This is a genomic window from Micromonospora rifamycinica, assembly GCF_900090265.1.
Lineage (GTDB): Bacteria > Actinomycetota > Actinomycetes > Mycobacteriales > Micromonosporaceae > Micromonospora > Micromonospora rifamycinica.
On the sequence record NZ_LT607752.1, the window covers coordinates 1,595,104 to 1,620,436 of the forward strand.

Consider the following 25,333-nt stretch of genomic DNA (forward strand, 5'->3'; position numbering starts at 1 on the left):
CCACAACGGCCCCCGGGGCGTGCCGGTTCACCCCCGATCGGCGACCGGTCGCGGGGTGCGCTGTCGACGGCGTGGCGGGCTGCCGGGGCGGTCCGGTACCGGGGCGGGTGTGGTGGACCGCGCGCCGGGCGGGTACACCGGCAGTCCGGGGAGCCCGGTGAGCAGGATGTCACCGAGTCCCGGCACGACGACGGTGTCCGGCAGGACCACCCCCGCCAGGACCGCGCCCTGGGACACGGTGCCCGGCAGGACCTGACCGGGCGGCACCGTGCCCGGCGGGACCGGACCGGCCGACGCCGTACCCGGCGGGACGAGGGCAGCCGGAGCGGCGTCCCGACGGACGACCGGGGGGACGGCGCTGCCGGCAGGTCGGTCGCCGGTGGCGACCGGGACCGGCTCCGGGCGCGGTCGGTGTCGGGCGTTCGGCTCCCGCGTCGGCAGCATCCGGCTGGCCGCGTCGACGGTGACGACCGGGGTGTCGGCGGGGGCGAGCGCGTCCAGGGCACGGGTGGTGTCGTCGACCGTCTCCGGGTCGGTCGCGTAGCTGTCCAGCGAGCCGGGTTCGGCCCGGTCGACCAGGGCCGCGAAGTCACGGGCCGGGAAGACGTACACCTGCGCGTCGTCCGGTGCGGTGAACGCGTCGGCGTCGACCACGAACCGGCGTACCACCGGGCCGTCGCCGGAGGGCAGACCCACCTGCGCGAGGTGGTCGGCCATCCCCCGGGCCACCCCGTACGCGGTCTCCGGCCGGGTGAACACGGCGACGGGGGCGTACGGGTCACCGGTCGTGACCTGTACCCGTCCGGTGGCCGGGTCCTGGTACAGGTCGGTCGACACCGCTTCCGCGGACCCGCTCTGCTGCCCCCGGGGCACCTCGACGACCAGGTGCAGCAGGATCTGACCGGGTCCGGGCCGCACCGTCCCGGGTCCGGTCACGCCCACGGCGGACCGGACCGGGCTCGCCGGACGGCGTGCCCCGGCAGCCGGCGCGTCGAGGACCCGGTTCGACACCGCACGCGGGTCGCCACCGGGAGACTCCCGGTTGGCCAGCCGGACGAAGTCGTCCCTACCGGCCGCGATGCCGGCGCGGACCTGTCCGGCGAGGCCGTGCATGGCCCGCAGCCGGGGCAGGTCCGGCTGCCCGCCGTTCCAGAGGGCGCTCATCTGCTGCAGGGTGCGCAGCAGCGTCATCCAGTCGGCGAGCGGGCCCGGCGCGCCGGGGATCCCGGCGAGAGCGCCCCGGCCGGGGTCGCGGCTGATCCGGAACGTGTCCAGGGCGGCGGTCGCCGCGTCGAGCAGCCCGTCGAGCATCGCCTCCCGGGTGTCCAGGGCGAGCCGGTCGAGCTGCACGTCGGTGCGCAGACCCACCACCGCCAGCGCGTCGTCGAGCCGGGCGAGCTCCCGGTCCGTCGCCGCCTCGTCGGGGCGGGGCCGCAGCCGGCCGGCCAGCGCCCCGACGGCCCCGGCGGCCCGGTCGAACGCCGCGAGATCGGCGGTGTCGGCACCGAGTCCGCCGACCACCTCGTGGTACGCGTCGAGCGCCGCAGCGGCAGCACCGAGGGCGCGTGAGTCCGCGACCGGTTCGGGGCCCCCGGTCACGCCGAACCACAGCGCCCCGAGTGCCTGGGTGAGCAGTTGCCAGCCGTAGACCTGCATGATCGGCCCGTCCAGGGCGATCCCGGTGGTGTCGCGCAGCCGGGTCAGCTCGGCACGGAACCGGGCCAGCGCCGCGACGTGGTCCGTGTCGTCCAACTGGTGGCCGTCGACCAGCGGGGTCAGGTCGAGGTCGCGATGGGCGGCCGGGGCCAGCTCGATCAGCGGTGTCAGGTCGACGATCGCGTCGAGCGTCCCGGTGGCGCGGGTGACCAGCCCGGCGACCTCGACGTCGCCGGTGCGCCACTGCTGCGCCCACCGGCCCACCAGCCACCGGAAGTCGTCCAGCACACCGCGCACCTGGGCGGCGTGGGCCGCGAAGGGGGCGGACAGGGTCGGCGTGACGAGCACCGGCAGCAACCGGACCAGGACGCCGCCGAGCCGGTGGACGACGACCGCCGCCGCGGTCTCCGGTTCCCCGGCGGGCAGCCCGGTGAGGGCCTGCCGCGCCTCGGTGACGCGCAGCAGCACGTCGTTGCGGAGGTCCCGACCGTCGTGGACGCCGCCGACCACGCTGCCGGACGTCGGGGTGTCGGCGTACACCGGGCCGGGGAGCACCCGGCGCAGCGACAGCTCGACCTGCATCCGGACCTGCTCGCGGACCCCGTCGACGACCCCGTCGAAGGCGGTGACCTCGACCAGGACCCGCACCGGGAGCATCCCGGCGGGGAGCCGGGCGTCGAGCTGGCCCCGGAGGAAGTCGGCGGCGGCGTCGGCGAGGACGCGGGCCACGGCGTTGTCCCGGGAGTCGGCCAGCAGCTCCGGGGGCACGCCCAGCACCAGACCGAACTCCACCGCCGTGCCGGCCGTCGCCGGCTGCGGCAGGCCGGCCAACCAGGAGGTGACCAGCGCGGCCCGCCGGGCGATCGCGTCACGGGTCGGCCCGGTCAACACCGCCCACTCAACGACCGGTTCGGCCGGGGTGAGCCGCTGGTGGTCCCCGACGGCCGCCGACGGCCGGGTGTCGCCGAGCCGTTCCAGGTCCCACGGCCGGTGGAGCAGCTCCACCCGGTCGAGAACCGCCCGGACGGCGTGGTCCGCGGCGATCCGGACCGGGGCCTCGACGTCGAGGCGCTCGGGCCGGGTGCGCCAGCTGCGTTCCAGCTGGTCCGCCCTGACCGGCGGCACCGTCGGATCGGCTGCCGGAGGCTGCTGCCCCGGCTGGTCCGTCGTGGTCTGCGGGGCGAAGGGCGCGACACCGATCGGTCGGAACTCCGGGTCCACCGCCCGGTACTCCCCGTCGGCGTCCGGTTCGCCGACCAGCGCCGCCAGCAGGTGGAGGTGCCGCGATCGCAGCCCGGCCCACCGCATGCCCCGCAGCTGGGCCTTCTCCTCCTCGGACAGCGCCGCGCGTTCCTCGTCGGACAGGGCGTCGGCGGGACGACCCCCGAGGTCGCCGAGCAGGCTGCCCGGCACGTGCGGGCGGTGCGGCGCGGTGTCGTCGCGGTACTCCTCGCGCAGGCCGAGCTGGTGGGCGAACTCGTGTACCAGGTCCTCCTCTGCGGCGTCGCGACGCCAGTGGAACTGGTCGGTCGGCCCCTCGTCGATCACCTGCACCCGCAGGTGGGCGTCGTGCGGGGCGGCGGCCCTCTCCACGGTCACGTGCAGCAGGTCGCCGGACCCGTTGGGCAGCCGGTACGCCGTCGCGTCGGCGCTGCTGTTGAACGCCCGGTGCACCCCCCGTTCGAGGGCGGCGAACATCGCCCCACCGGTGTCGCCGCCGAGCCACACCCGCACGGTCAGGTCGGTCACCGGCTGGCCGCCGTAGTGGAACCGGCGGGCCGTGAACCGCGACACGACCTCGTAGCGGTCGTCCCGGGCGGGTCCGGGCCGGCTGACCGGGTCGACCCAGTGGTGCTCGCGGACCGCGACCTGTGCCATCGCGCGCCGGATCGTCCACTCCAACGGCTCGTCCCCCCCGCGCGGCACCGTGCCGGGTTCGGGACGGGGCGGGGCCTCCTCCACCTCGTCGGACCCCAGCGGGTCCGTGGTGCCCTGCGGCTGTTCCGGTGCCGGGGGCGGGGCGATGATCACCGCGCGCAGGTCGGCGGGGACGGCACTCGTACGACCCTGCTGGTCCGGTCGGAACACCCGCCATCCGTCGAGGCCGTCGGCGGTGGACACCATCCGGGCCGCGCCGGCCCGCGTCGTGATGTCGACGTCCGCCCCGTGGGTCAGGACCACCGGTGTGACGAGCAGTCCCGGCTGCTCGGCCACCGCCTGTCCGAGCACGTCGACCAGGGTCTGCGCCGCCGCGTGCGGCAGCGGGTGCCCGACGAGGACGAGACCCTCGACCGGTGTCGACTGCGCGATGACCGCCTCGACGACGGTCGCCGCCCAGCCGGGCAGGTACGTCGGCGCGTCGGGACCGGCGAAGACCAACTGGCGGCTGTCGGCCGCCCGGATCAGTGGCACGAGGTCGAGCACGTCGGGGTCCTCGGTGCCGTAGAGAGGCGGCAGGACGTGCGCCACGTCCGGCGGATACAGGTTCAGGTGGACCGTCGTCGGATCCAGCAGGTCGACCCGGTCGTCCAGCGGGACGAGCACCCCGTCGGGGTCGATTCCCCGCCGGAGTCCCCGGTCGCTGTCGGCGTCGTACAGCGCCGGCAGGAACTCCAGCCAGGGCCGCGTGCCGTCGGGCCAGTCGACCCGCAGCTCCCCCGCATCCGGATCCCACCTCGGCATCGCCTGCTCGGCCAACGCGTAGACGGGCCGGCCGGTGAGGTCCGCGAGGCGTTGCAGGGCGACGTAGTGCTCGGGAAGGCCCACGTGCTGGACGACCCGGATCGCCGTCACCTCGCCGGAAACCGGCAGCAGGGGGCGTAGCGACCACTTCGGCGTGTACAGCGGCAACTCGACGGTGAGCAGGCCGGGCGGGCGGGCGTGCCGCCACATCGGCCAGAGGTCCCGGTCGGGCAGGGCCAGCTGGACGCCCCCCGGCCGCTCCACCGCCGTGCCGGTGACCAGCAGCGCCTCGTCGAAGGCCGCCCCGGCCTCCCGGCGCAGGGCGGCTGCCTCCGCCTGGGCGGTGGCACCATCGACGTGCTGCGCGCCGAAGTACCTGACCTCCAGCACCATCAGCGGCAGCGCGTTGGAGGTGTCGAAACCGTCGATCACGGTCATCCCGCCGAACCCGAGACGCTGTCGTACGTCTCCACGGAGGTAGTCGATGATCGACTGTTCCTTGTTCCCGTTCCTCTCGTCGACGAAGGCGATGTTCCGGAAGAAGTCACCGGGCAGCTCGGCACCGTTCCTCGCCTTGAAGCGCTCCCTGAGATCCGGCAGCCGGTCCGTGAACATCCTGCGGAACAGCTGGGCGATCCCGGTGAAGTTGGCCTGGAAGTAGGCCTGTGCCGCCGGCGACAACGCGTCGAGCAGCGTCCGCATGTCCTGTCGGGACAGTGCTGCGACGTTCTCCTTGACCAGACCCTCGTGGAGCCAGCGTCCGGCGACGCCCGCCGTGTTGGAGTACAGCACGGTGGCGAAGCCGCGTAGCTCCGCGACGTCCCGGGGGCTGCCGCCCCCGTCGGCGAAGTGGTCGGCCACCGTGTCGGCGAAGGACAACGCGTCCTGGAGGTGGGGTCGGGCGTAGGAGGGGGACACGCTCGTCGGGCTGCGCCAGGTGTGCCGGGCGACGAAGGTCAGGAACGAGTGGACGCCGGCGAGCGGAACCCCGATGCTGTGGTGCACCCGGGCGCCGGGCTCGCTGTCCGACGGGCGTGGGCCGACGGTCGCCTTGCGCCCGAGCGGTGTCAGGGCCACCTCGGGGAGGTGGCCGGCGGCCTGCACCGCGCCCAGGAGCTGGGCGAACGGGACGGGCACGGTGAGCGCCGACAGGGCCTGACCCAGCGCGGTCATCGCCGGGTACAACGACTCGCCGCCGTGGTGGGCGTCCATCTCGGCGTCGGTGTCGGGTACGACGCCGACGATGACCTCCAGGATGGCGACGACCTCCTTGGTCCGCTGCGGGGCCGGTCGCCGGTAGAGCTGGCCGTCGCCGCTGTCGCGGAAGTAGGTCTTGGTCTCCACCTCGATGGCTACCGTGCCCGCGGGATCCTCGGCGAGCGCGCTCGTCCGGGCCCGATCGGGCAGCGTCTCGGCGGTGGCTCCGGTGAACATGTCGGCGGCCGCGCTGAGGTCGAGCGTCTCGAAGAACTCGAACTCCGAGCCGTGGCCCAGGAAGGTCCGGTTCACCGGGGCGTCCACGATCGCCCGCGCCACCGAGGTCGAGGCGGCGGGCGCGGACGTCCCGGCGTCGACAAGCGCCGCCGGATCGACGGTGCCCTCGGGATCCACCAGCACCGCACGGGCGGCGACCTCCGGGCCGAGGGCGTTGAGCCGGGGCAGCCGGTTGTCCGCCGCCGCCCCGGGCAGCAGCACCGCGCCCCGGTCACCGCCGAACTGCACCCACCGCACCGGATCGGTTTCCCGGTCCAACCGGTATCCCACGAAGGCGTGCCCGGGGGCGCTGCCGGGGCGTTCCAGCAGGACGAAGACGGCGGTGCCGGGTGCGGCGGCGACGAGTGCCCGCTCGACCCGCGTCCAGGAATCCACCACCGCCCAGTCGGACCGGTCACCGGCGAAGTCGCCGGCCCACCGGGTGCCGATCGCGGCGTCGTCCCGGGTCCGACCGACCCGCAGCCCCGGCCGGACGAACCCGTCGATGCCCGGATGCAGGACGGCCGCGAACCGACGGGCCAGAGCCAGGCACGACAACGGATCCTCGGGCGGGCGCCAATCCGTCAGCGAGCCGGCCGGACGGACGGCAGCCTGCACGTCGAGGGTCTCCTGCACGGCCGTCTCCAACCCCGCCAGCGTCAACGGATGCCGTCCCCGGCCGGTCGGCCGGGGCACGCCGGCATGGCCGCCCGGATGGCCGAGAACGGCACCGTCGGACCCGACGTCACTCTCGGCATCGCTGAGCAGGGAGTCACTGTCCGCGTCGCTGAGCACGGCGTCGCTGAGCACAACATCGTTCAGCACGGCGTCGCTGAGCACGGCGTCGTTCAGCACGGCGTCGTTCAGCACGGCGTCGTTCAGCACGGTGTCGCTGAGCACGGCGTCGTACCCGGGGTCGCTCCCGGTCGTCGTGGGTCGGCGGGTCGCCGGATCGGTGCTCCCGCGCCAGAGGCCGGCCGTCGGGCGGGGCAGGTCGAGCGCCTCCTCCCGGGCCCGGGCCAGATCGAGCACGTCCGGTTCCGGGAGCCACGCCCGGTAGTGGCCGTTCGCCAGGTAGAGCAGCACCGGTCCCTCGCTGATCCGGGCCTCGGCACCGTCGAAGCGCGGGTTGTAGACCGTCCGGATCGACAAGCTGCCGACGTTCGCCTGCGCGTCGTCGGCGGCCTGATCACGGACCGCCGCCTGCGCGTCGTCGGCGGACCGGGAGCCGGCGTTCGGGTGGCCGGCCGGACGCGCCGACGGGACGGGGGTGGCCAGCACCACCGGTCGGCGCAGCGCCGCTCCGACCAACAGCACGAGGTAGTCGCCGGTGTCGGCCGCCCAGTCCGCCTGCCACCTGTTGACGGTCCGCGCGAGTTGGACGCGCACCCGCCGCTGTCCCCTGACACCCCGGCCCAGTAGTCCGCCGTCGGCGATCACCTGTTCCACCTCGGCGAGCCGGCCGTCGACGAGCAGGGTATGGATCTGGGCGCGCAGCCCGTCGGCGACCCGCAGGACCACGGGGCGCAGCCGGGAGGGCAGGGTCACGTCGAGGTGCCCTCGGGCGTCCCGCCAGGCCTGGATCTCGTCGAGCTGCCCGTGGTACCCGTCGGGGAGCAGGCCGCGCACCTCGGGCAACGCGCTGACGACCACGGATTCGAGCAGGCAGAGGCCGTTGCGGTTGACGTCGACCACCTCCCCGACGGCGGGGGGAGGAAGGGCGGTGAACTGGTTGTCGGTGACCTCACGGACCATCGCCGGTGGCGGTGTCGGCCCGGCCGGGGCTGTCGCTGCGACCGACCCGGCCGGCGCCCGGTCATCGACGACCGGCTCCAGCGGACGGTCCGGGTCGAGCGCACGGTCCGGCTCCAGCGCCGGGCCGACCGAGCCGACCGGGTCACGCCGGCCGGCGGCCGGCACCGTGGGTCGTGCACCGGGCGGCGTCGGATCGGTGCCGTCGGTCGGGGGAAGCAGGACCGGGTCGGCTACGGAACCCCGGCCGAGGTGGCCGGCGGCCAACGCCACCAGCCGTTCGACCTCGGCGCGGGCCTCCCACCAGCGGCGCCGGGCCGACGCCTCCGCCTCGGCCCGTTCCGCCGCGTTCGCGGCGGCCGCCCTGGCAAGCGTGTCGGCGGCGGTGCCGGCGTCCCCGGGGAACTCGGCGACCAGGGCGATCCGTTCCAGTTCCCGCCAGGATTTCAGCGCCTTCTGCGCCTGCTTCGCGGCGTGGACCGCCTGCTCCAGGAGCCCGGCCACGACCACCCGGTCGACGGGCGCGCTGCCCGGTGCCTCACCGGCCAGCAGGTGGTCCAGGGCCTCGGCCTGATCGACCAGCACCGGCTGCGAGTCGGGCAGGGTCACCTGCAGGGCGGTACGGCGGGCGCCGGTGACGTCGGTGTGCTCGGCGACGACGATCGTCTCGGTGCTCCACCACACCTTCGCCCGCGCGCGCTCGTCGTCCGGTGCCAGCCGCATCACGTCGGTCCGGTGCGCGGCGGCCTCCTGCTGGCTGGAATTGCCCGGCACCGAGACGCCGAGCGCCGGCACCACCCCGACCGAGGTGCCGAGGGTGTCCGGCAGGGCGGCGTCGGCCCGGGCCACCAGCCGGGCGTCGCCGTGCCGGCCGGCCCCACCGACACCGGCGGTGCCCTCGGCGGGCACCAGCACGGTGTCCAGCCGTACCGCGGTGACCCGGGTGTGCAGGACGAGGCGGTACCCGTCGGTGAGGGTGATCTCGTAGGGGCCGGCCATCCGGTGCGGGGTGGCGGCCCACAGGTGGGTCCGTCCCAGCAGGGTCATCAGCTGGTAGTTGAGGGTCGATCCGGGCATCCCGAGCGCCCGTTCGGAGCCGACGATCCGCAGCGCCCGCAGCGCGGTGGCCTGGAGGGCGGCGGCCCCGTTGAAGCCGAGTGCCGCGTACCGGTCGGGCACCGGGACGGCGTCGTCCCGCCAGGCCAGCCAGTTGTCGGCCGGGATCGGCACCAGCCGCAGCGGCCCGTCCGTCCCGCCGATGGTCAGCCGGGCGTCGGTCACCGCGGCCGGGTCGGGCAGCACGGTGGCCGGACCGGCCGGCCGGTAGCTGAGGTTGAGGTGTTCGGCGGCGGTTTCGGTACGCAGCGGCACGGTGATCTCGTGCCGGCCGATCTCCTGCCGGCGACGGTGGGCGGTGAAGACCAGCCGGTGTGGCCCGTAGTCGACGGGCAGCCAGGGACCGGTGGTTTCGACGGCGCTGACCGCCCGGCCGAGGGTGACGTCGCTGGACCGGCCGGCCGCGGTACGCCCCAGCGCCCCGAGCGCGTTGAGCGCCGCCCGTTCTCCGACGTGCGCCACCGGGACCACCTCGTCGGTGACGGCCTCGCCCGGCTGGCGTCCGCCGCCGACCTCGCTGACGGTGCTCAACTCCAGGTTGCCGCCGCCCGCCCGCAGCTCACCCACCTGTGGCGGGTCGGTGGCCGGCACCGCCCGGACGATGATCTGCACCGCCGGACGGCTGAGCAGTCCCGGATAGCGCAGCACGAAGCTCAGGCCGCCGTCGAAGAGGTCGCCCAGGTGCGCGGCGACGGTGACCGGATCGGTGTGGTGCAGGACGGTGCTGATGTTCATGCCGGTGTTCCGGTCGTGGCCGACCAGTTCCATTCCCTCGTCGCCGCCGAGGCGCAGCGAACGCAGCCAACCCAGCATGGCCTGACCGAGGGCCGGGACGTCCACCAGCCGGCTGGTCTGGTGCATCACCTGCGCCGCCGGCGGGGTGACCTGGCGCGGTAGCCGCCAGCCCCCGGGGGTCGGGCCGAGCGCCCGCCGGTATTCCTCGGCCGACAGCTGACCCAGCAGGGACACGTCGCCCACCTGCCGGTAGCGGGTGAAGGACCGGTCGGGCAGCACCCACTTCGGTTCGGTGAGCACCACGGCGAGGTGGACCCGCAGTCGACCGTGCACACCCAGCAGGACGGTCCGGGACTCGGAGTGCTTGATGGTCCGTTCGACCTCGGCGACGGCGACGACCGTCTCGCCGTTGGTCCACTCGATCTGCCGCCGGCCGAACAGGCGCAACGCCAGGGTCGCGGGCGGCTGGGTGGGGGTGCGGGCGGCCGGCTGGGTGGGGTTCGGGGCGGGTGCCTGGCCGCCCGGCGTTCCCCCACCCGCGTCACCGGGCTGGGCAGGGGCGTCAGGCTCGGCCGCCCGCCACGCCGCGCCGCCCCCGCCGACCTCCAGCCGGAACTGTCCACCCCGGTCCGTGGCCGAACGGCGGACCGCGTACCCGGCGACCGCGCTCTCGTACCCGTCGCCGGTGAGCGCGCCGGACGACGTCTGGTCGTGCCCGGTCACCTCGGCGAAGACGAACACGGTGACCGGCACGTCGTCGCCGACGACCACGCTGGGGGCGTGCACCGGCTGCGGTTGCTGGGTCGCCGGTGCCAGCAGCGCCGCCAGGTGGCCCTGGTCGACAAAGGCATTGAGCCACTGGTGCAGGGGGGTGCCGGGGATGTCGCCGCTGAACGCCGTGCCCCGCCGACGACCGCCCGCGCCGGACGGCAGGTGCCCGGCGTCCATGTAGTCCGCGGTGGCGCCCCGCAACGCGTCCAGCAGTTGCTCGCGCAGTTCGGGCAGGCCGTGGACGTGGTGGGTGACGGTGTGCTGGGCCAGTGCCGCGCCGAGGTCGCGCAACCGTTGCCGCTGCGGGGTCACGGGCGCGGGCAGCAGTTCACCGAGCGCCTCGCGCAGCACGATGCCCGCACCCGGCGCGCCGACCGGTGTGGGCAGCACGACCGGCTGCGGCTGCCCGACCGCGATGGTCTGGGTGAACGGCACCGAGAAACCGAGTTCGAGGTCGACGGTGGCGTCGCCGGCGAAGCGCAGTGGCTGCGCCTGCACGGGGTGGTCGCCCAGCCAACGCCAGGCGTCGACGAGGAATCCGCGGTACTCGACGATGACCGACGCCGACAGTTCCAACCGGACGTCGTCGGCGAACACCGCGACCGCGCCGCCGCCGATGCCGACGACACCGGCCTGGCTGCCCTGGGTCACCTCGATGACGTCCCGCCAGACGCCCTGGAGCCGCAATCCGATGCCGGCGGCGCCACCGAGGGCGTCGCTGCCCACCGACGCCCCCGCCTGCACACCCGACGCGACGCTGCGGACGGCCCGGTTCGTCGCCGCCTGCGCCCGGCCCTGGCTGGTGCGCAGCTTCACCGTCGGCTCGTCGTCCTCCGACTCGCTCGTCTCGCTGTCGCTGGGCTCGGGGAGGTCGGCGGTGACCGGGTCCGGGTGGGTGCCCCGCCGGCCGAGGTACCGGGGTGCGGTGTCCGGGTGGCGACGCCGGACGCCGATCCGCACCTCCAGTGTGCGGCCGGAGAAGATGTCCCGCACCCGCAGCTCGATGAGCAGTTCCCCGTCGGCGGTGGCCAACAGGCGCGCCGAGTAGCGGCTCGGGCTGTTCTGCGCCGCGAGGCGTTCCTCGTTGCCGAGGCGGTCCAGTGCCCGCCGGATCCGGTCGGTCTGCACCCGCGGGTTGTCCCAGTCGGGCAGGTACCGCCGGTACACCGCGTTGCGGTCGTCGTCGAGCAGTTGCCGCAGCCGGTCGGCGACCAGGCCGGCGACCAGCTCCCCGCCGTGCAGGAAGCCGCGTCCGATCCGCAGCCGGTCCCCCTGCCACAGGTAGTCGGGCAGGGTACGCGGGTCGTCCGGGTCGTCCTCGACGGTGCCGGCGAGCAGGGCGACCAGGTCGCGGTCGGGCCGCGCCGACGGGGTGACCCCGGCGAGTGCCGCCGCGTGCTGTTGCGGCACGACCAGCAGCGTCCGCACCGACACCGGCTGCGACCCGCGCCGCAGCCCCCGGTGCGCCAGCGACCGGGTGACCGACCGGTGCATGCTCCACTGCACCGTGCCGGTGTACTCGGCCAGGTAGAGCCTCAGGGCGTGGTCGCCCGTCTCCTGCCCGGCGGTGGTCTCGACCTGCGGTGCGACGGCCTGCGCCCGGCGGTCGACGACCGAGACGGTCGGTCCGGCGGAGAGCCGGAGCAGGCCGAACGCCCGACCGATCAGCACCGCGAGGAAGCCACCGCGGTCCGAGGCGGACTGCACCGACTGGCCGGTGGTGACCGAGGCCGCCGCGCGCAGCAGCGCCGATTCGGGCAGCTCGCCGATCGGGGTCAGCCGGGTGAGCCGCAGGGCTGGCCGGACCCCCTGGGCGTAGGCGGGCCGACCCAGCCACGACGAGCTGGTGGCGGTCAGACCGGTCGCGCCGGGCTGCACCGCGTCGAGCGCCCGCTGGCCGCCCCAGAGCCGCCAGACCCTGAGGTTGCTCCCCCGGCGGACCACGTCGGGGATGCCGGACTGCACGGTGGTCGCCAGCGCGCCGTCGTCGACGACCTCCACCGGGTAGCTCGCGTCCCGCAGGAACGCCGCCCCGGCGCGGGTCACCGTCAGCGCGGCGCCGTCGCTGATCGGCCGCATCGTGGCCAGCACCTCGGGAGTACGGAACCAGAGGCGGTCGCCGTCGCCGGGCACCCAGGTGGCCGGGACGTCGGCCCAGGCCGGCGGGGCGGGCCGCTCGGTGATCTCGACCTGGACGAACACCGCGCTGCGGGTGAGGAACGAGTCGGGCACCCCGATCACCATGCCGTTGTCACCGGTGGTGACGGACTGCCCGATCGTGCGGACGGCCCGGCTGCTCAGCACGCCACCGAGGACGGTCACCCCGACTCCCCCGGCGGGGATCGGCACCACGACCCGGGCGGTGGTGGCCTGTGGCTGCGCCCACGTCGACGCCGACACGCCTGCGGTCCGCCGGTCCTCGATGCCACCCAGGCCCGGGGCGAGCCGCACCTCGTCGGTGTCGCTCGGGCGTGGCAGCAGGCGTACCCAGGCGAACCGTTTGTCCCGGCCCACCCGCACCGGGTGGCCGGAGCCGTGGTGCAGGAACCCGGCGGGGTCGGTGGCCAGCGCGTGCAGCAGGGGTCGGGCGGTGGCCATCGTCACGCCCAGCGTGGCCAGCCGCCGGGCCACCTGGGTGGTGAGCCTGTCGCTCCACGCCGGGTGGCCGGTGTGCGGCACCCCGATCAGCAGCGGCTGCGCGGTGACCGCGGTCCGTACCGCGGTGACCTGTTCCGCCGTGGGCTCCCGGCCCGGCACCTGCCGGGCCTCGCCCGTCTGGTCGAGCAGCAGTACCTGGGCCCGGCCGGTGGACAGCGCCTGGGTCAGGTCGGCGTCGCTGAGCCCGACGGCGTCGACCCCGACGACCATGAGCTGCGCCGGCACCGTCGCCACCCCGGGCTCGACGACGAACATGAGCAGATGTCCGGGCTCCTCCGCCCGGGGCAGGTACGCCAGCGCCAACGATCCCGGAGCGGCGCGCAGCGCGGTTATGGTGGCCTCGACGTCGTGCAGCGGTTCGAACTGCCCGCCCAGCGCGGCGGCCAGGGTGCCGGGGATCGTCTCCGGGGTCACCGTGAGTTGCCCGCCGAGCGTGCGGGGCGTCCGCCCGAAGTAGCCGTCGACCAGCCGCACCATGGCCTGGACCAGGTCGGTGGCGTCGGCCACGACCAGCGCCGGGTCACCGGTGGCCCGGGTGAGGCCGGCCGGCGACGGGGTCAGGAAGTCGGCCAGGTCCATCACGTCGCCGTGGGCGTCCACCGCCAGCACGGTGGTGCCGGAGCGGGTCAGCGCCGCGGCGGTGACCGGGTCGTCGGCGGCGGACCGGGCGAACACCCCCGGCCGGGCAGGGTCGACCACCCGGGGCACCACGGCACCGTCCCGGTCGTCGGCGACCAGCCAGAACAACCGGGCGGACGCGCCCGGCGGCTGCTCGTGGACCAGGAGCATCGCCCCCGGCCGGCGGGTCAACGCCTGGACGAGCGAACCGGGACGGCCGGCGTCGGGTGCCACCGGCCGCCCGCCCAGTGCCTGGTGGAACCCGGCCAGGCTGAGCGCGGTCACCGCGGTTTCGGTCACCGGGAGGTCGCCGATCCGCCCGTGCAGGACGAGGTGGGCGCTGACCGCCCGGACCCGGGAGCTGTCCTCGGTGGGGCTGGCCTCGTCGGTCTGCACCGCGTCGACCCACCCGGCGAGCCGGGGCAGGGACGGCCTGCCCCGGCGGACCCGCCGGCCGACCGCGAGGCGGGCCGCCGGCAGCCGGCGCAGCGCCTCCCCGGCGGCGTGCAGCGCCGCCGGGGACGGGCCGGCCGGGGTGGATGTGGTCCCTTCCGTCGCGCTGGTCGACACCGACGCGGTGTCGCCCGGTCCGGGTTCCGTCCCCGCCGCGCCGGTCGACGTGGAATCCGAGTCCCGGTCCGACGAGGCGTCCTGATCCGGCTCCCGGTCCGACGGCGCGTCCTGGTCGGCATCCGACGACGGGTCCTGGTCGGAGTCCGAGGGCAGGTCCGGGTCGGAGTCCGCCGGCCGCTCCCGGGCGGGGTACGGGGGCGGGTCGGACACGACCTCGCCGCCGAGCACCCGATGGCCGCCCGCGACGCGCACCGCCACCAGCCGTCCCAGGTCCAGCAGCATCCACGGCGGTTCGGTCAGCCCGTCGGGGTCGAGCGCGGTCAGCCGGTCGGCTGCCTCGGCCTCCGGCCGCACGAGCGTCAGCGTGCCGTCGGGGGCGCGATGGACGAGGACCACGGCGTCGCCCAGCCAGACCAGGGCGACCGAGTTGGCCGGCAGCAGCCCCAGGGCGGTGACCGGCACCGGGGCGAACCGCAGCGCGTGCAGCCTTCGGGCCAGCAACGCCGGGTGCTGCCCCGCCGCTCCGGGCAGACCGAGGTGGGTGAGCACGCGTCCCACCGACTGTTCGCCGGAGGGGCCGTCGACAGCGGCCCGCAGCCGGTCCATCCCGAACAGGGCCGAGGCGAGCCGGGCGGCCCGGTCCGCCAGGGTGCCGGCGGGCAGCCCGGACAACCGGCCCCACAGGTTGACGCCGTCGGGCGGGATGGTCCCACCCCACTCCTGGCCCAGGTCGTTGACCGCACCCGCCAGCTCGGCCAGGTCGGCGGTGACCGCCGCGACGGCCTGGTGGAACAACGGGTACGCCTGAGCTCCCGTCGTGACGTCGGGAACGCCGGTGCCCGGCCGGGGACGGTGGGCCTGCCACTGTTCGTTTCCGGTGCGGACCAGCACCACAGCCGACCGCGCGGCGAGCGCCCCGGCGAAGGCCTCCGCCGCCGGGCCGGTGTCGAGCAGCACGACGACGGGGAGGCCGACGGCGGTGTCCGGCAGGATCGCCCGGTAGTCATCGGCGGGCAGCGCACCGCGCCCGTCGGGACGCCCGGTGGTCACCCCGTCACCGCTCACCACACCGGGCTCGACGAGGACACCCCGTTCGCCCAGCAGCGGGCCCAGTCCCCACGCCCAGACCCGGTCGGGCATCACTCCCAGCAGCGGTCCGTCCCGGTAGGGGACCGCCACCAGCTGCGGCGGCGGCACGTCGTCGGACGGTTGCCCGGTGTCGCTGGCGGGGGGTGTCACCTCCCACGCCAGCACCCGCCGGGCGGGGAGCCGGCCGGCGGGGGCCGACGTGATCTCGATGACCGACACGTCCGCGCCGACCCACCAGGCCGGTCCGACCGGCGGACCGACCGGCACCGTCCAGTCGGGCACGAAGGTCCGGTCGGCCGGGCGGATCCCGTGCTGGCGCAGCGGATTCTCGGTGACGGGCTGTCCGACTCCGACGAGGCGGGCCAGTTCGAGCAGCGCGAGCCGCCGGTCGTAGGACAGGTCGTCGGCGAGTTGGCTCGGCAGGGCAGTAGCCAGGGATCCGTCCTCCTCGCCCAGGACGTCGTACCCGGCCTCGGCCAGGGTCTCCCCGTCGATGAACCAGCCGTGCAGGACGTGCTCCCCGTCCGGACCGGGTGCCGTGACGCGCAGCACCGAACCCTCCGGCAGGGTGTACACGCGGTCGTCGGCGCTGATCTCCTCGACGGCGACGAAGGCGATGTCGGTGACGACGTGTCCGACGGGTGGGTCGGCTTCCCGCGCGGCCACCCGGTCGGCCAGGAACCGCACGGCGGCCTGCGGCAGCGCCAGCATCGTCGGGGCCGGCACGATCTGCTCCCGCAGCGTCGGGTCCGTGGCGGCCACGCCGGCGACGACGTACGCCAGGTCCTCGCCGGTCAGCACACCGATCCGTTGTTCCTCGTCGGACCACGCGTACGCCGTCCACGTTCCGGGGTCGCCGACCGTGGAGCGGGTCACCACCGCGAACACCGCGTCGAAGATCTCGGGGATCTCCGCGATCGACTCGACCTCGCCGGGCACCACGATGATCCGGGTTCCCTCGGGCAGCCGCTCCGTCAGGACCGCGACCGCATCGGCCGCGGGGACACCCACCCGGACGCCGTCGACGATGTCGTCCATCTCGGACAGCGGCACCACAGCCACCCGGAACGCCGCACGCAGGGAGGCCGGCAGGCCGGAGCGACCGGGCGACCACAGCACCACGCCGTTGCCGTACCGGTCGACGGTGGGCACGGCCGACGCCGGCATGCCCACGGCGAGCAGGGATTCACCGTCGTCGACCGGGAACTCCATGACGGCCATCTCGGCGCCCAGCCACACCTGGGCGTCGTCGTCCGCGTCCGGGTCCACCGCCCAACCCAGGCTGCGCCACGACGGGTTGTCGCGGACCGTCCGGATCAGGTCGTCGACGTGGTCGGCCGAGATCGGCAGCCCGCCCAGCGTGAGGTGGTCCGCATAGGCCCGGCCCACGTCCGCCGCCCGCGCCGCCCGACCCAGGTCGGGCGTCCAGCGGACGACGGGGCCGGTCGCGATCCGGTCGCGGAGGAAGTCGGTGACGGGGGCGATCGTGGCCGGGTCCACGGTGACCAGGTGGAGCTCCTCGCCGGACCAACGCCGGAACACCCGGACCTGGTCGACGGGAACCCGCAGGGTCAGGTCGTGCTGGTGCTGGTCGGAGTCGTCGACGAGGAGCAGCCCGTCGTGGCCGGCATCGGCCGCGAACGCCTCGGCCGAGGCCCACCGGCCCAGGTGGAGGTGGAGGTGACCGTCGACGACCTCCTGCCCGTACGGCCGACCGAGCAGGTCGAAGACCGCGCGGACCAGCGCGGTCTGCGTCGGGGTCCGGCGGCGGGCCGTGGCCGCGCTGAGCACCACGGAGTCGAACTCGTGCCGGAGCTCGCGCAGCAGGTCCGCGCTGTCCGGGCCGGTCAACTCCAGCTGCCAGCCGGGGAGCTGGTAGACGGCGGTCCAGCCGGCCAGATCGGCGTCGGGGGCGAGCACGCCGACGCCTTGCTCCAGCAGCCGCTCGACGAACGGGCTCCCCTCCGGCGGCGACCGGTCGAGCAGGACGACCCGGGGATGCGCCCGCAACGCCTCGCTCCCGATCACCTCGTCGACGGTCACCTCCCAGCCGTCGCCGGTCAGCCGGTCGCCGTCGAGCTGCCCGGTGGCGACGACCAACCCCCGACCGCTCAGGTCCTCGCGTTGCGGGATGGTGACCACCGCCCGGGCCTCGGGCGGCTGCGGGACGAAGTAGACCATCGGATGATCGACGATTCTCCGGGCGACCGCGTCGACCAGCAACAACGTCTGACTCGACGATTCGGCGGATTCGGTCCAGAGCACCCCCTCCCGGTCGGACCGGCCGGCGAACATGTCCTGCACCTGCGCCAGTGCGGCGGGCGACACCGGGGCGAAGCGGTGACCGGCCCCCGGCCAGGCGCCCGGGGTTTCACCGATGCGCCGGGCGGCCCGGTCGCGGTGCGCGAGGGCCAGCAGGAACTGGTCCCAGGGATAGGTCCGGCCCGGGTCGATCACCGCCAGCCAGGAGTGGATGCTCGCCCAGGGCTCGTTCACCACCCGCCAGGTGTCGGGATGGTCGGCGGCGTACCTGCCGTCGAGAAGGAACTGCGCCCGGCGAGTCCCGCCACTGGTGGTCTGGAAGGACTGCACCAGCTCCGGACGGGGGTCGGTGATCTCGATCAGCACGCGGTACCTCGGTAGCGCGGCCGGATCGATCAACAGGACCCCGGCCTGCCGCAACTCCGTTCGGATGCTCGCGACGTCTCCCCTTTCCGCCCGACCGAGCAGCAGCCGCACGGGTTCGGTCGGCGTGGCCAGCAGCTCGCTGTCGAAGATCTCGGCGAGCCAGTCGTCGTCCTCGTAGATTCGCAGGGCGGGGTCGGCGAGCAGCGCCTGGGCCAGCTCACGGCCCTCGACCGGGTCCGCGGCGTGCAGGGTGGCCCGGGCGAGCGCTCCGTCGAGTTGGGTGACGAGCTGGCTCACCTCGGCGCCGGTTACGGCACTGGTGCCGAGCACGATCCAGTGCACGTCGGCGGGCAGCAGCGTCGGCAGGACGACGATGGCGGAGGCCCGTACCGCCTGGATGAAGTCGGAATCCACCACGGCGGCGTGGTCCAGATCCGGGAAGAACAGCACCCGGGTGCCCCCGGTGGTCGGCAGCCGGGCCAGGTAGTCGGCCGCCGTGTAGCGGGTGCCGTCCGGGGTGACCAACACGTCGGACGACTCCACGTCCAGCTGACCGGGCTGGACGACGATCCGGTGTGCGGCCCGCCAGCCGTACCGGTCCACGTAGGTCACCAGCACCCCGGAGAGCAGCCGCCACGGATGCCGCATGATCAGCTCGCGGACCGGTTCGTTGCGCCAGTAGTCGGCCAGGGGGGTGTCCTCGGGCATCTCGAGGAACGCGGCCAGCCCGGCGGCGTACGCCGGGGTGTCCCCGAACGTCTCCCAGAAGGTTTCCCGGACCGCGCTGAGGACGCGGGTCTGCAGCACCCCGCGCTCGATCTCGTCGAGCGGGCTGTCGTCGTGCTGGTCGGGCCGCTCGGCCAGGATTCGGGCGGTTTCGGTCTGCTCCGCGTCCTCGATCAGGTACTGCCAGGCCCGCCGGACCATCTCGGGCGGGTCCGTGACCGGCTGGGCCACCGGGCCGTCGACGAAGTCGTTGCGCCACAGCGGGACCACGGTGATCAGGCGTGGTTCGACGTCGAGCGACGCCCCTGCCGGCGCTTCCACCAGCGCGTCCACCTCCAGCGCCGGCTGGTCCCCGACCGCGGGCAGCGCCAGCCGGACCAGCCGGGTGGCGTCGGTGGGGCCGGCCACGGCCAGCTCCACCGGGGCCGCCCCGGTGGACTCGGCCACCGTCGACGGCCATCCGCCGCGCAGCAACCAGCCCCGGTGCCCGCCGAGATCGTCGGCCAGACCGGTGTCCACGACGGTCACCCGCCGCACCGGGCCGGGCGGGGTGGCCTCCGCGTACGGCGGCGTCGCCTGCTGCGCCGCCACCCGGAACTCCGCCGTACCCGCGTGCCGCCGGTCCGGCGACAGCCGCTCGTACGCCGGGGCCGGGTCGCCGGCCGTGTAGCCGGGTAGCGCGACGTACGCCTGCCGGATCCGCTCGGGCAGGCCGGCGAGGTGTGCCCGGGACAGCCGCCCGGCGGGGGGTACGGGGAGCCGGAAGCGCAGCCGGGGTATCCGTACCGGCTCGGCGGGCACCTGCGACTCCTGCATGACCACCACGCTCAGGTGGGCCGGTGCCGCCTGGCCCGCGTCCAGGCGGCGGCGCAGTTCCCGCTCGACGGCGCGACCGAACCGCAACGCGTCCGCGTCGTCGTCGCTGACCACGGTGAGCACCAGCGGCGCCCGCGGGTCGACCTCGACGGTCGGTGCCCACGGCATGACGGCGGGCCCGCCGGCGAAGGCGGCGTCCAGCATCGCCTCGGGCAGCACCCGCCCACCGAGCAGCAACGCACGCTCGGCGTCGTCGAGCAGGACGAGCAGGTGCTGGCCGGGCAGGTCCACCGCGTCGACCTGCCGGAAGAGCGTGGTCACCGTCGTGGCCAGTTCCTCGCCGTCCCAGGGCCACAGCACCCCCCGCTGCTTCGGGCTGCGGGCCACCCCCCGCCAGTCGGGCTCCTTGCCGCTGTCGCCGGTGTCGACGGTCCGGCCGCCGTCGACGGCGGGGACGCCGGCCGGGGTGGCCGGGGTGACCAGGGCGTCGGGGACCCAGGCGTCATAGTGGTCGTGCCCGTTGTAGAGCAACCGCACCGGCGTCCCGTCGCCGTCCGGCCAGAGCACCGTCACCGACGCCGGGTCGAGCCGCCCCTGCCACACCGGCCGACCGAGCGCCGCACCGATCACCAGGGGCAGCACGTCACCGACCCGGCCGCCCTCGTCCGTGTCGTCCTGGCCGGGCAGCAACCGCTGCCAGTCCCAGGTGTCGATCGCGTCGAGCAGGGTGGTCCGCACGTCGTACCCCACCGGGAACAGCCAGGTCGTGGCCACCTGGTCGAACAGCTCGGCCATCGCCGGGGAGGGGTCGGCCACCCGTCGCCGGATCTCCTCCCGCAGCGCCGTGTCGATGTCGGTCAGGTCGGTGTCGTGGACGCCCGCGCGGCGTACCCGCAGCAGCCGGTCCACCGCGTCCGACGGCATGCCGGGGATGTCGGCCATCGCCTCGGGCGTCGCGACGGCGACCGCACTGAGCAGGCAGAGCCCGTCCCCGATGATGCGGAGCCTGTCCCACCCGGTCGGCGGCGGCGGGGTGTTGGTCAGCCGTACGCCGTCCGGGTCGGCGTCACCGGCCCGGCTGGCGTACCCGGCGAACGGCACGGCGAACGGCGTGTCCGACCGGTCGGGGTCGACGATCTCGTCGTTGACCACGTCCCACGCCCCGGTGCCGTCGGGCACGAACAGCGCCCACGGCCGGCCGTCGACCGACACCGGCAGGTGCTCCGCCGCCCCGGCCACCACCAGGTCGCCCTCGGGCGCGAACACGTCGGTGTCGCGCAGGTCGGCCAGGCGCTGCACGGACCGTGCGCCGATCCGACCCGCCGCGCAGGACAGCAGCGCCAGTCGCCGGCCGTCCCGCTCGGGCGACTCCAGCATCGTGTGCAACTCGTCGACGGTCAGCGTCACCTCGCCGGTACGGCCGTCGGTGTGGCGCAGCGGCACCCGGAACCGGTCGCCGGCCCCGTGCACCAGCACCGTCACCCCGTCGGTCGCGGCGGGCAGCCGGGGGTTGCGGGCCATCCGACGCCACTCCCGGTCCGACAGCAGGGCGATGCTCCCCGGTCGGCCGGGTACGTCGTGCGTCACCACCCGGCTGCCACCGAACCACCAGGTCCCGTCCGGGTCCTGCCGCAGTCGGCCCGTGGCGGGCCGGTCGGTCAGGCCGGCCGGGGCGGACCCGCGCGACCGTCGCCGGTCCCGGCCGGCACGCTCCCGACCGGTACCTTCCTGGCCGGTACGCCCGGGCGACGCGGCTTCCCGGCGACGGATCCGGTTGGCGTAGGCGGGCCCCGGCTCGGTCCAGAGCACCGCCCGGCGGCGCTGCCGTGGTGTCGCCGGGCGCTGCGTGCCGTCGGGCGCCTTCGACCGGCCGGCACCCCGGCTGCTCTGGTCGACCCGGACCAGCCGTGGCGGAATCCCCTCGGTCCTCAGTCGCGCCGCCACCATCGTGCCGACCAGCTCCGCCAGCGACGCCGCCCGCCGCCGCCCGGTGCGGGCGGCCCCCCGCCGCAGCAGCCGGCCGCCGTTGCCGCCGCCCTCGATCCGGACCCGCACCACCCGGGGCCGGTCGGACTCCCACGCCCGGCGGGCCTGGGCGACGACCTGGTCGACGAACAGGTCGAGTTCGGGCCACTGCCCGTCCCCGGCCGCCCGCTGGCCGGGGGCGAAGTCGACGGTGACGGTGGCCACCGGGTCGGCGTCGTCGGGGCTGTGCCGGACCGCGGTGACCTCCCGGTCGAACCGTTCGCCGACCGCCGTCGCGACGGCACCCAACCAGCCCTGCACCTCGTCGGGGTCCACCGTCGGACGGGTCGCCCCCATGTACTGCGCCGAGCGGTCGTCGACCTGCCAGCGCCGGGCCGACTCGTTCCAGGTCAGTTCGCCACCCACCCGCGCGTGCCGCTCGATGGCCCGGCCCCGCGCGTCGAAGCCGACGGCGAGGCCCGCGTGACCCTGCCCGCCGAGCTGGTCCCGCAACCGCTCGGCGGTCAACTCCGGATCGTGCTGCCGCATCCCCGCCAGCAGGGCGCGGAAGTCCCGTGGCCGCATCGCCGCGGCGGCGTCGGCCACACCGAGGTAGATCTCGCCGTCCTCGGCCACCACGTAGCGCCAGGACGGTGCCCGCGCCGGGTCGAGCAGGTGGGCGGGGAAGTCCGCCAGCCGGTACCAGAGCGGATTGAGGCGTACGTCCCCGGCGTCGTCGCGTTCCTCAGGCGTGATGCGGGCCGCCCGCACCGGCGGCCCGTAGGCCTCGTCGAGATCCACGCCGACCGGCGGCTCGTCCGCGACGTCGGCGACGGCCGGGGGGTCGTCAGTGACCGGCGCCTCCCGAGCAGCCTGTTGGTCGGGAGTGGCGGGGGCGGTGGTGTCCGACCCGGCGGACGAGGCGTCGAAGTGGTCACGGTCGTTGTGGTAGACCGACACCGCTGCGGCGTCCGCCGGCCCGTACACCGCGCGCACCTGACCGTCGGCGCGGCTGCGGACACTCAACGACACGTCGAGCGCGAAGGCCAGCAGCGGAAGCAGGGCCACGCCGACCGGTTCCGACCAGGATCGGGACCAGTCGCGCACGGAGGCCAGGAGCACGTCGAACTCCTGGTCGGTCAGCGGCCTGGCCTGGAAGGCGTACCAGTCGAGGTAGGTGGTGCGCAGGTCGTCGGCGGTCGACTCCGCCAGGTCGGTGAACCCGTTGCGCTCCAGCAGAGCGATCCGGTCGGCGCGGGAGACCAGGTCGGGTTCCACCCGTTCCCGGTCGGCCAGCGCCTGGCGGAGTTCGGGGATCACCGACGGCAGGGCGTCGCGGTGCATGGTCAGATATCCGGCGACAAGATCGATCAGGGCGTCGGCGGTACGGTCCATCGGCGTGCCGTCGGGCACGGACGCCATGCCCATGGAGAGCTGCTCGGCATGCCAGCTCACCGCCGTGCGGACGTCGTCGGGCTCCGCCAGCCAGCGCTCGACCTCCGGCGTCAGCGGACCGGCGTCCGCCAACCGGCGCGACACCAGCCCCGGCGCGGACGTCAGGACCGCGTAGGGAAGACACCGTCCGTTCGCCGGCACCCGCACCAGATCCGCCGGGAGCCCCTCCGGAGTCAGGGTGGACCGACCGGCCGTCGGCACGGTCACCGGCTCGACGGGCTGGCCGGTCGGGGTGGGGTCCGGGGGTGTCGGGTCCGGCCGGGCCATGCCGTACCGGCTGGTGCTGGCGGGGTCCACCAGGGCACTCACGGTCGCCGTGCCGCCCGGTGTCACCGGCACCGGCTTTCCCTGCCCGTCCCGCACGATGACCCGGGCGCCCACCGGCAGTTCCGGCGGTTCGCCGACCGGCCGGACCCGTCGGCCCTCGGTCGCCTGGGTTTCCACCCAGAACAGCTCGCCGCCCTCGTTGACCAGGGCGAAGGCGTGGCGCGGGGCGTTCGGCGGCTCCACCAGCACCGCCGCCAACGCGTTCGGGCCGGCGGCCCGGACCGGGCCGACGACCTGCGTCCAGTCGGAAACCGGCTGCCACTGCGCGCCGAGCTGCGCGGCGAGGTCGCGCTCCGGACGCGCGGGGTCGAACGCCCTGTCGTCCCGGGTCACCCGGGGCAGGGCCGAGAACTCACCGACGACCGCCGCCAGCCGCACCACGCAGTCCGCCGCCGTCCCGTCGTACGGGGGCAGCACCCCGGTCAGGCGCTGCTCCACGACGGCCCCACGGCCCTCGACCGGTGTCCCGGAGGTGGCGCTCACCGCACCCGCCGGCACCGGCTGTGGACCCGCCGCCGGTACGCCCGACGGTGCACGGTGCCCGGAGGCGTTCACCGGCTGCTCCCGGGGCCCCGACCCGCCGCCCGGCTGCGATCCGCTCGGCTGCGATCCGCCCGGTGCCTGCGTCCCCGGCCCCGACCCGGCCCCTGACGGCGGGGTGGCGGTTCCCGACCCGCCCGAGGTCTGCGCGCCGGCCGGCAGCGGTCCGCCCGCCCGGGAACCGGTTGACGGGGACGGGTCCGCCGGCGCGGACGCACCGGGCAGCGTGGACAGGCCCCGGGCGGCGGACAGGTCGGATGCACCCGACAGGCCGGGCGTGGTCGACAGGCCGGGCGCGGTCGACAGGTCGGGTGCGGTCGACAGGTCCGCCGGGCCGGGACTGCCGGCGGCGGCGAGGCCGTCCGGGTCCACCGGCGCGGGCCCGGCCGGCTCCTCCGGCGGTGTCGACACACCGTGGACCGGCCGGGGTCCGGCCGGGTCGGCGTCGCCGGAAGCGCCGCCGGCACCCGGACGGCCCGTCGGCCCGGTCCCGCCGGCCCTGGAACCCGCACCCCCCGCCGCACCGCCCCGGCCCGCGCCGCCCGGGGTCGCGCCACCGGAGGTCGTCCCACCGGGGAGCGCACCACCGGGTGTCATGCCGCCGGGGGTCGCACCACCGGTGCCGTCGGCACCCACCCCGGGCACGGCGGCCACCGCGTCGGCGTACGAGGGCGGCCCGTCGTATGCCGGCAACCGGACCGGGTCGTACGGGGGCAGCGGCTCCTCGACCGCCGTGCCCGCGCCGGCCGGCGGCTTCGGCCCGGAGGACACCGTCGGCTCCGCCGTGCGGTCCCAGTCACCGACGGTGACCCTGTTCAACCGCTGCCCGATGGCGGTGCCGGTGACACCCGCCACCCCGGAGAGCGCACCCGCGATGACGGCCGCCCCGTCGGCGTCCCACTCGCCGTTGGTCATGCCGTTGTAGAGGAACTCGGTGAGCCACTCGCTGACGCCCTCGTTGGCGATCTCCCGGGCCGCCTCGCCGGGCCGGAACCCGTGCGGTTCCGGGATGTTCGACGACGCCGTCAGCCCGACCCGCCGGCCGATGTTCGTCGACCGGACCAACCGCTCCAGCCCCTGCACGAGCCCGCCCAGGCCGAGGCCGACCGCGCCGCCGAGCGAGCCGACCTCGGCGGCGGCCCGGGTCAGCTCGTCGTTCCAGCCGTCGCGGGTGTGGTTGCGGATCTGGTAGAGCTGCACCAGCCGGTCCATCACCGTCTGGAGGCCGATCCCGACGGCCTGCGCCATGGCGACCTGGAACAGGACCCGGGTGGTGACGTTCTGGAAGATGATCCGCATGATCACCCGGCCGACCGCGAGCCGGGCCAGCGCGGCGCCCGGGTTGATCCAGGCGATCGCCAGGGCGGCCAGCAGTTCCAGCATCAACGCGAGCAACGATGCGATGATCATCAACTTGGCGTACTGCACCTCGGTGGCGGTGCCCCGGTAGCTGTCCCCCATCCGGTTGGTGTACTTCGACACCAGACCGAGGTAACCCGGGCTGTACAGGACGTAGCGCTCCATCTCGTCGACGAAGGAGTCCTCGGCCTGCCCGTTCACCCCGGCCCGGTACGCCCGCACCCCGTCGCCGAACGTCTCGCTCGACGCGACCACCTGCTCGGCGGCCCGCCGCAGCGCCTCGGCGATGGCGAAGAGGTTGGTCTCGTCGGCCTTCGGGAACTTCTCCCCGATCAGGAAGCGCAGGAAGTTCGCCAGTTCGGGGGTTACCTCGATCGCCACCGGAACCACCCCT

At 75.2% G+C, this 25,333-nt stretch carries 1 protein-coding gene; it reads right to left on the reverse strand.

Annotation, left to right across the window (positions count from 1 at the left end; genetic code table 11):
- Positions 1 to 27: 27 nt before the first annotated feature.
- Positions 28 to 25,320, reverse strand: coding sequence for a WXG100-like domain-containing protein (locus tag GA0070623_RS06685; protein WP_157517528.1), 25,293 nt, complete (start codon positions 25,318 to 25,320; stop codon positions 28 to 30).
- Between the last annotated feature and the right edge of the window lie 13 nt (positions 25,321 to 25,333).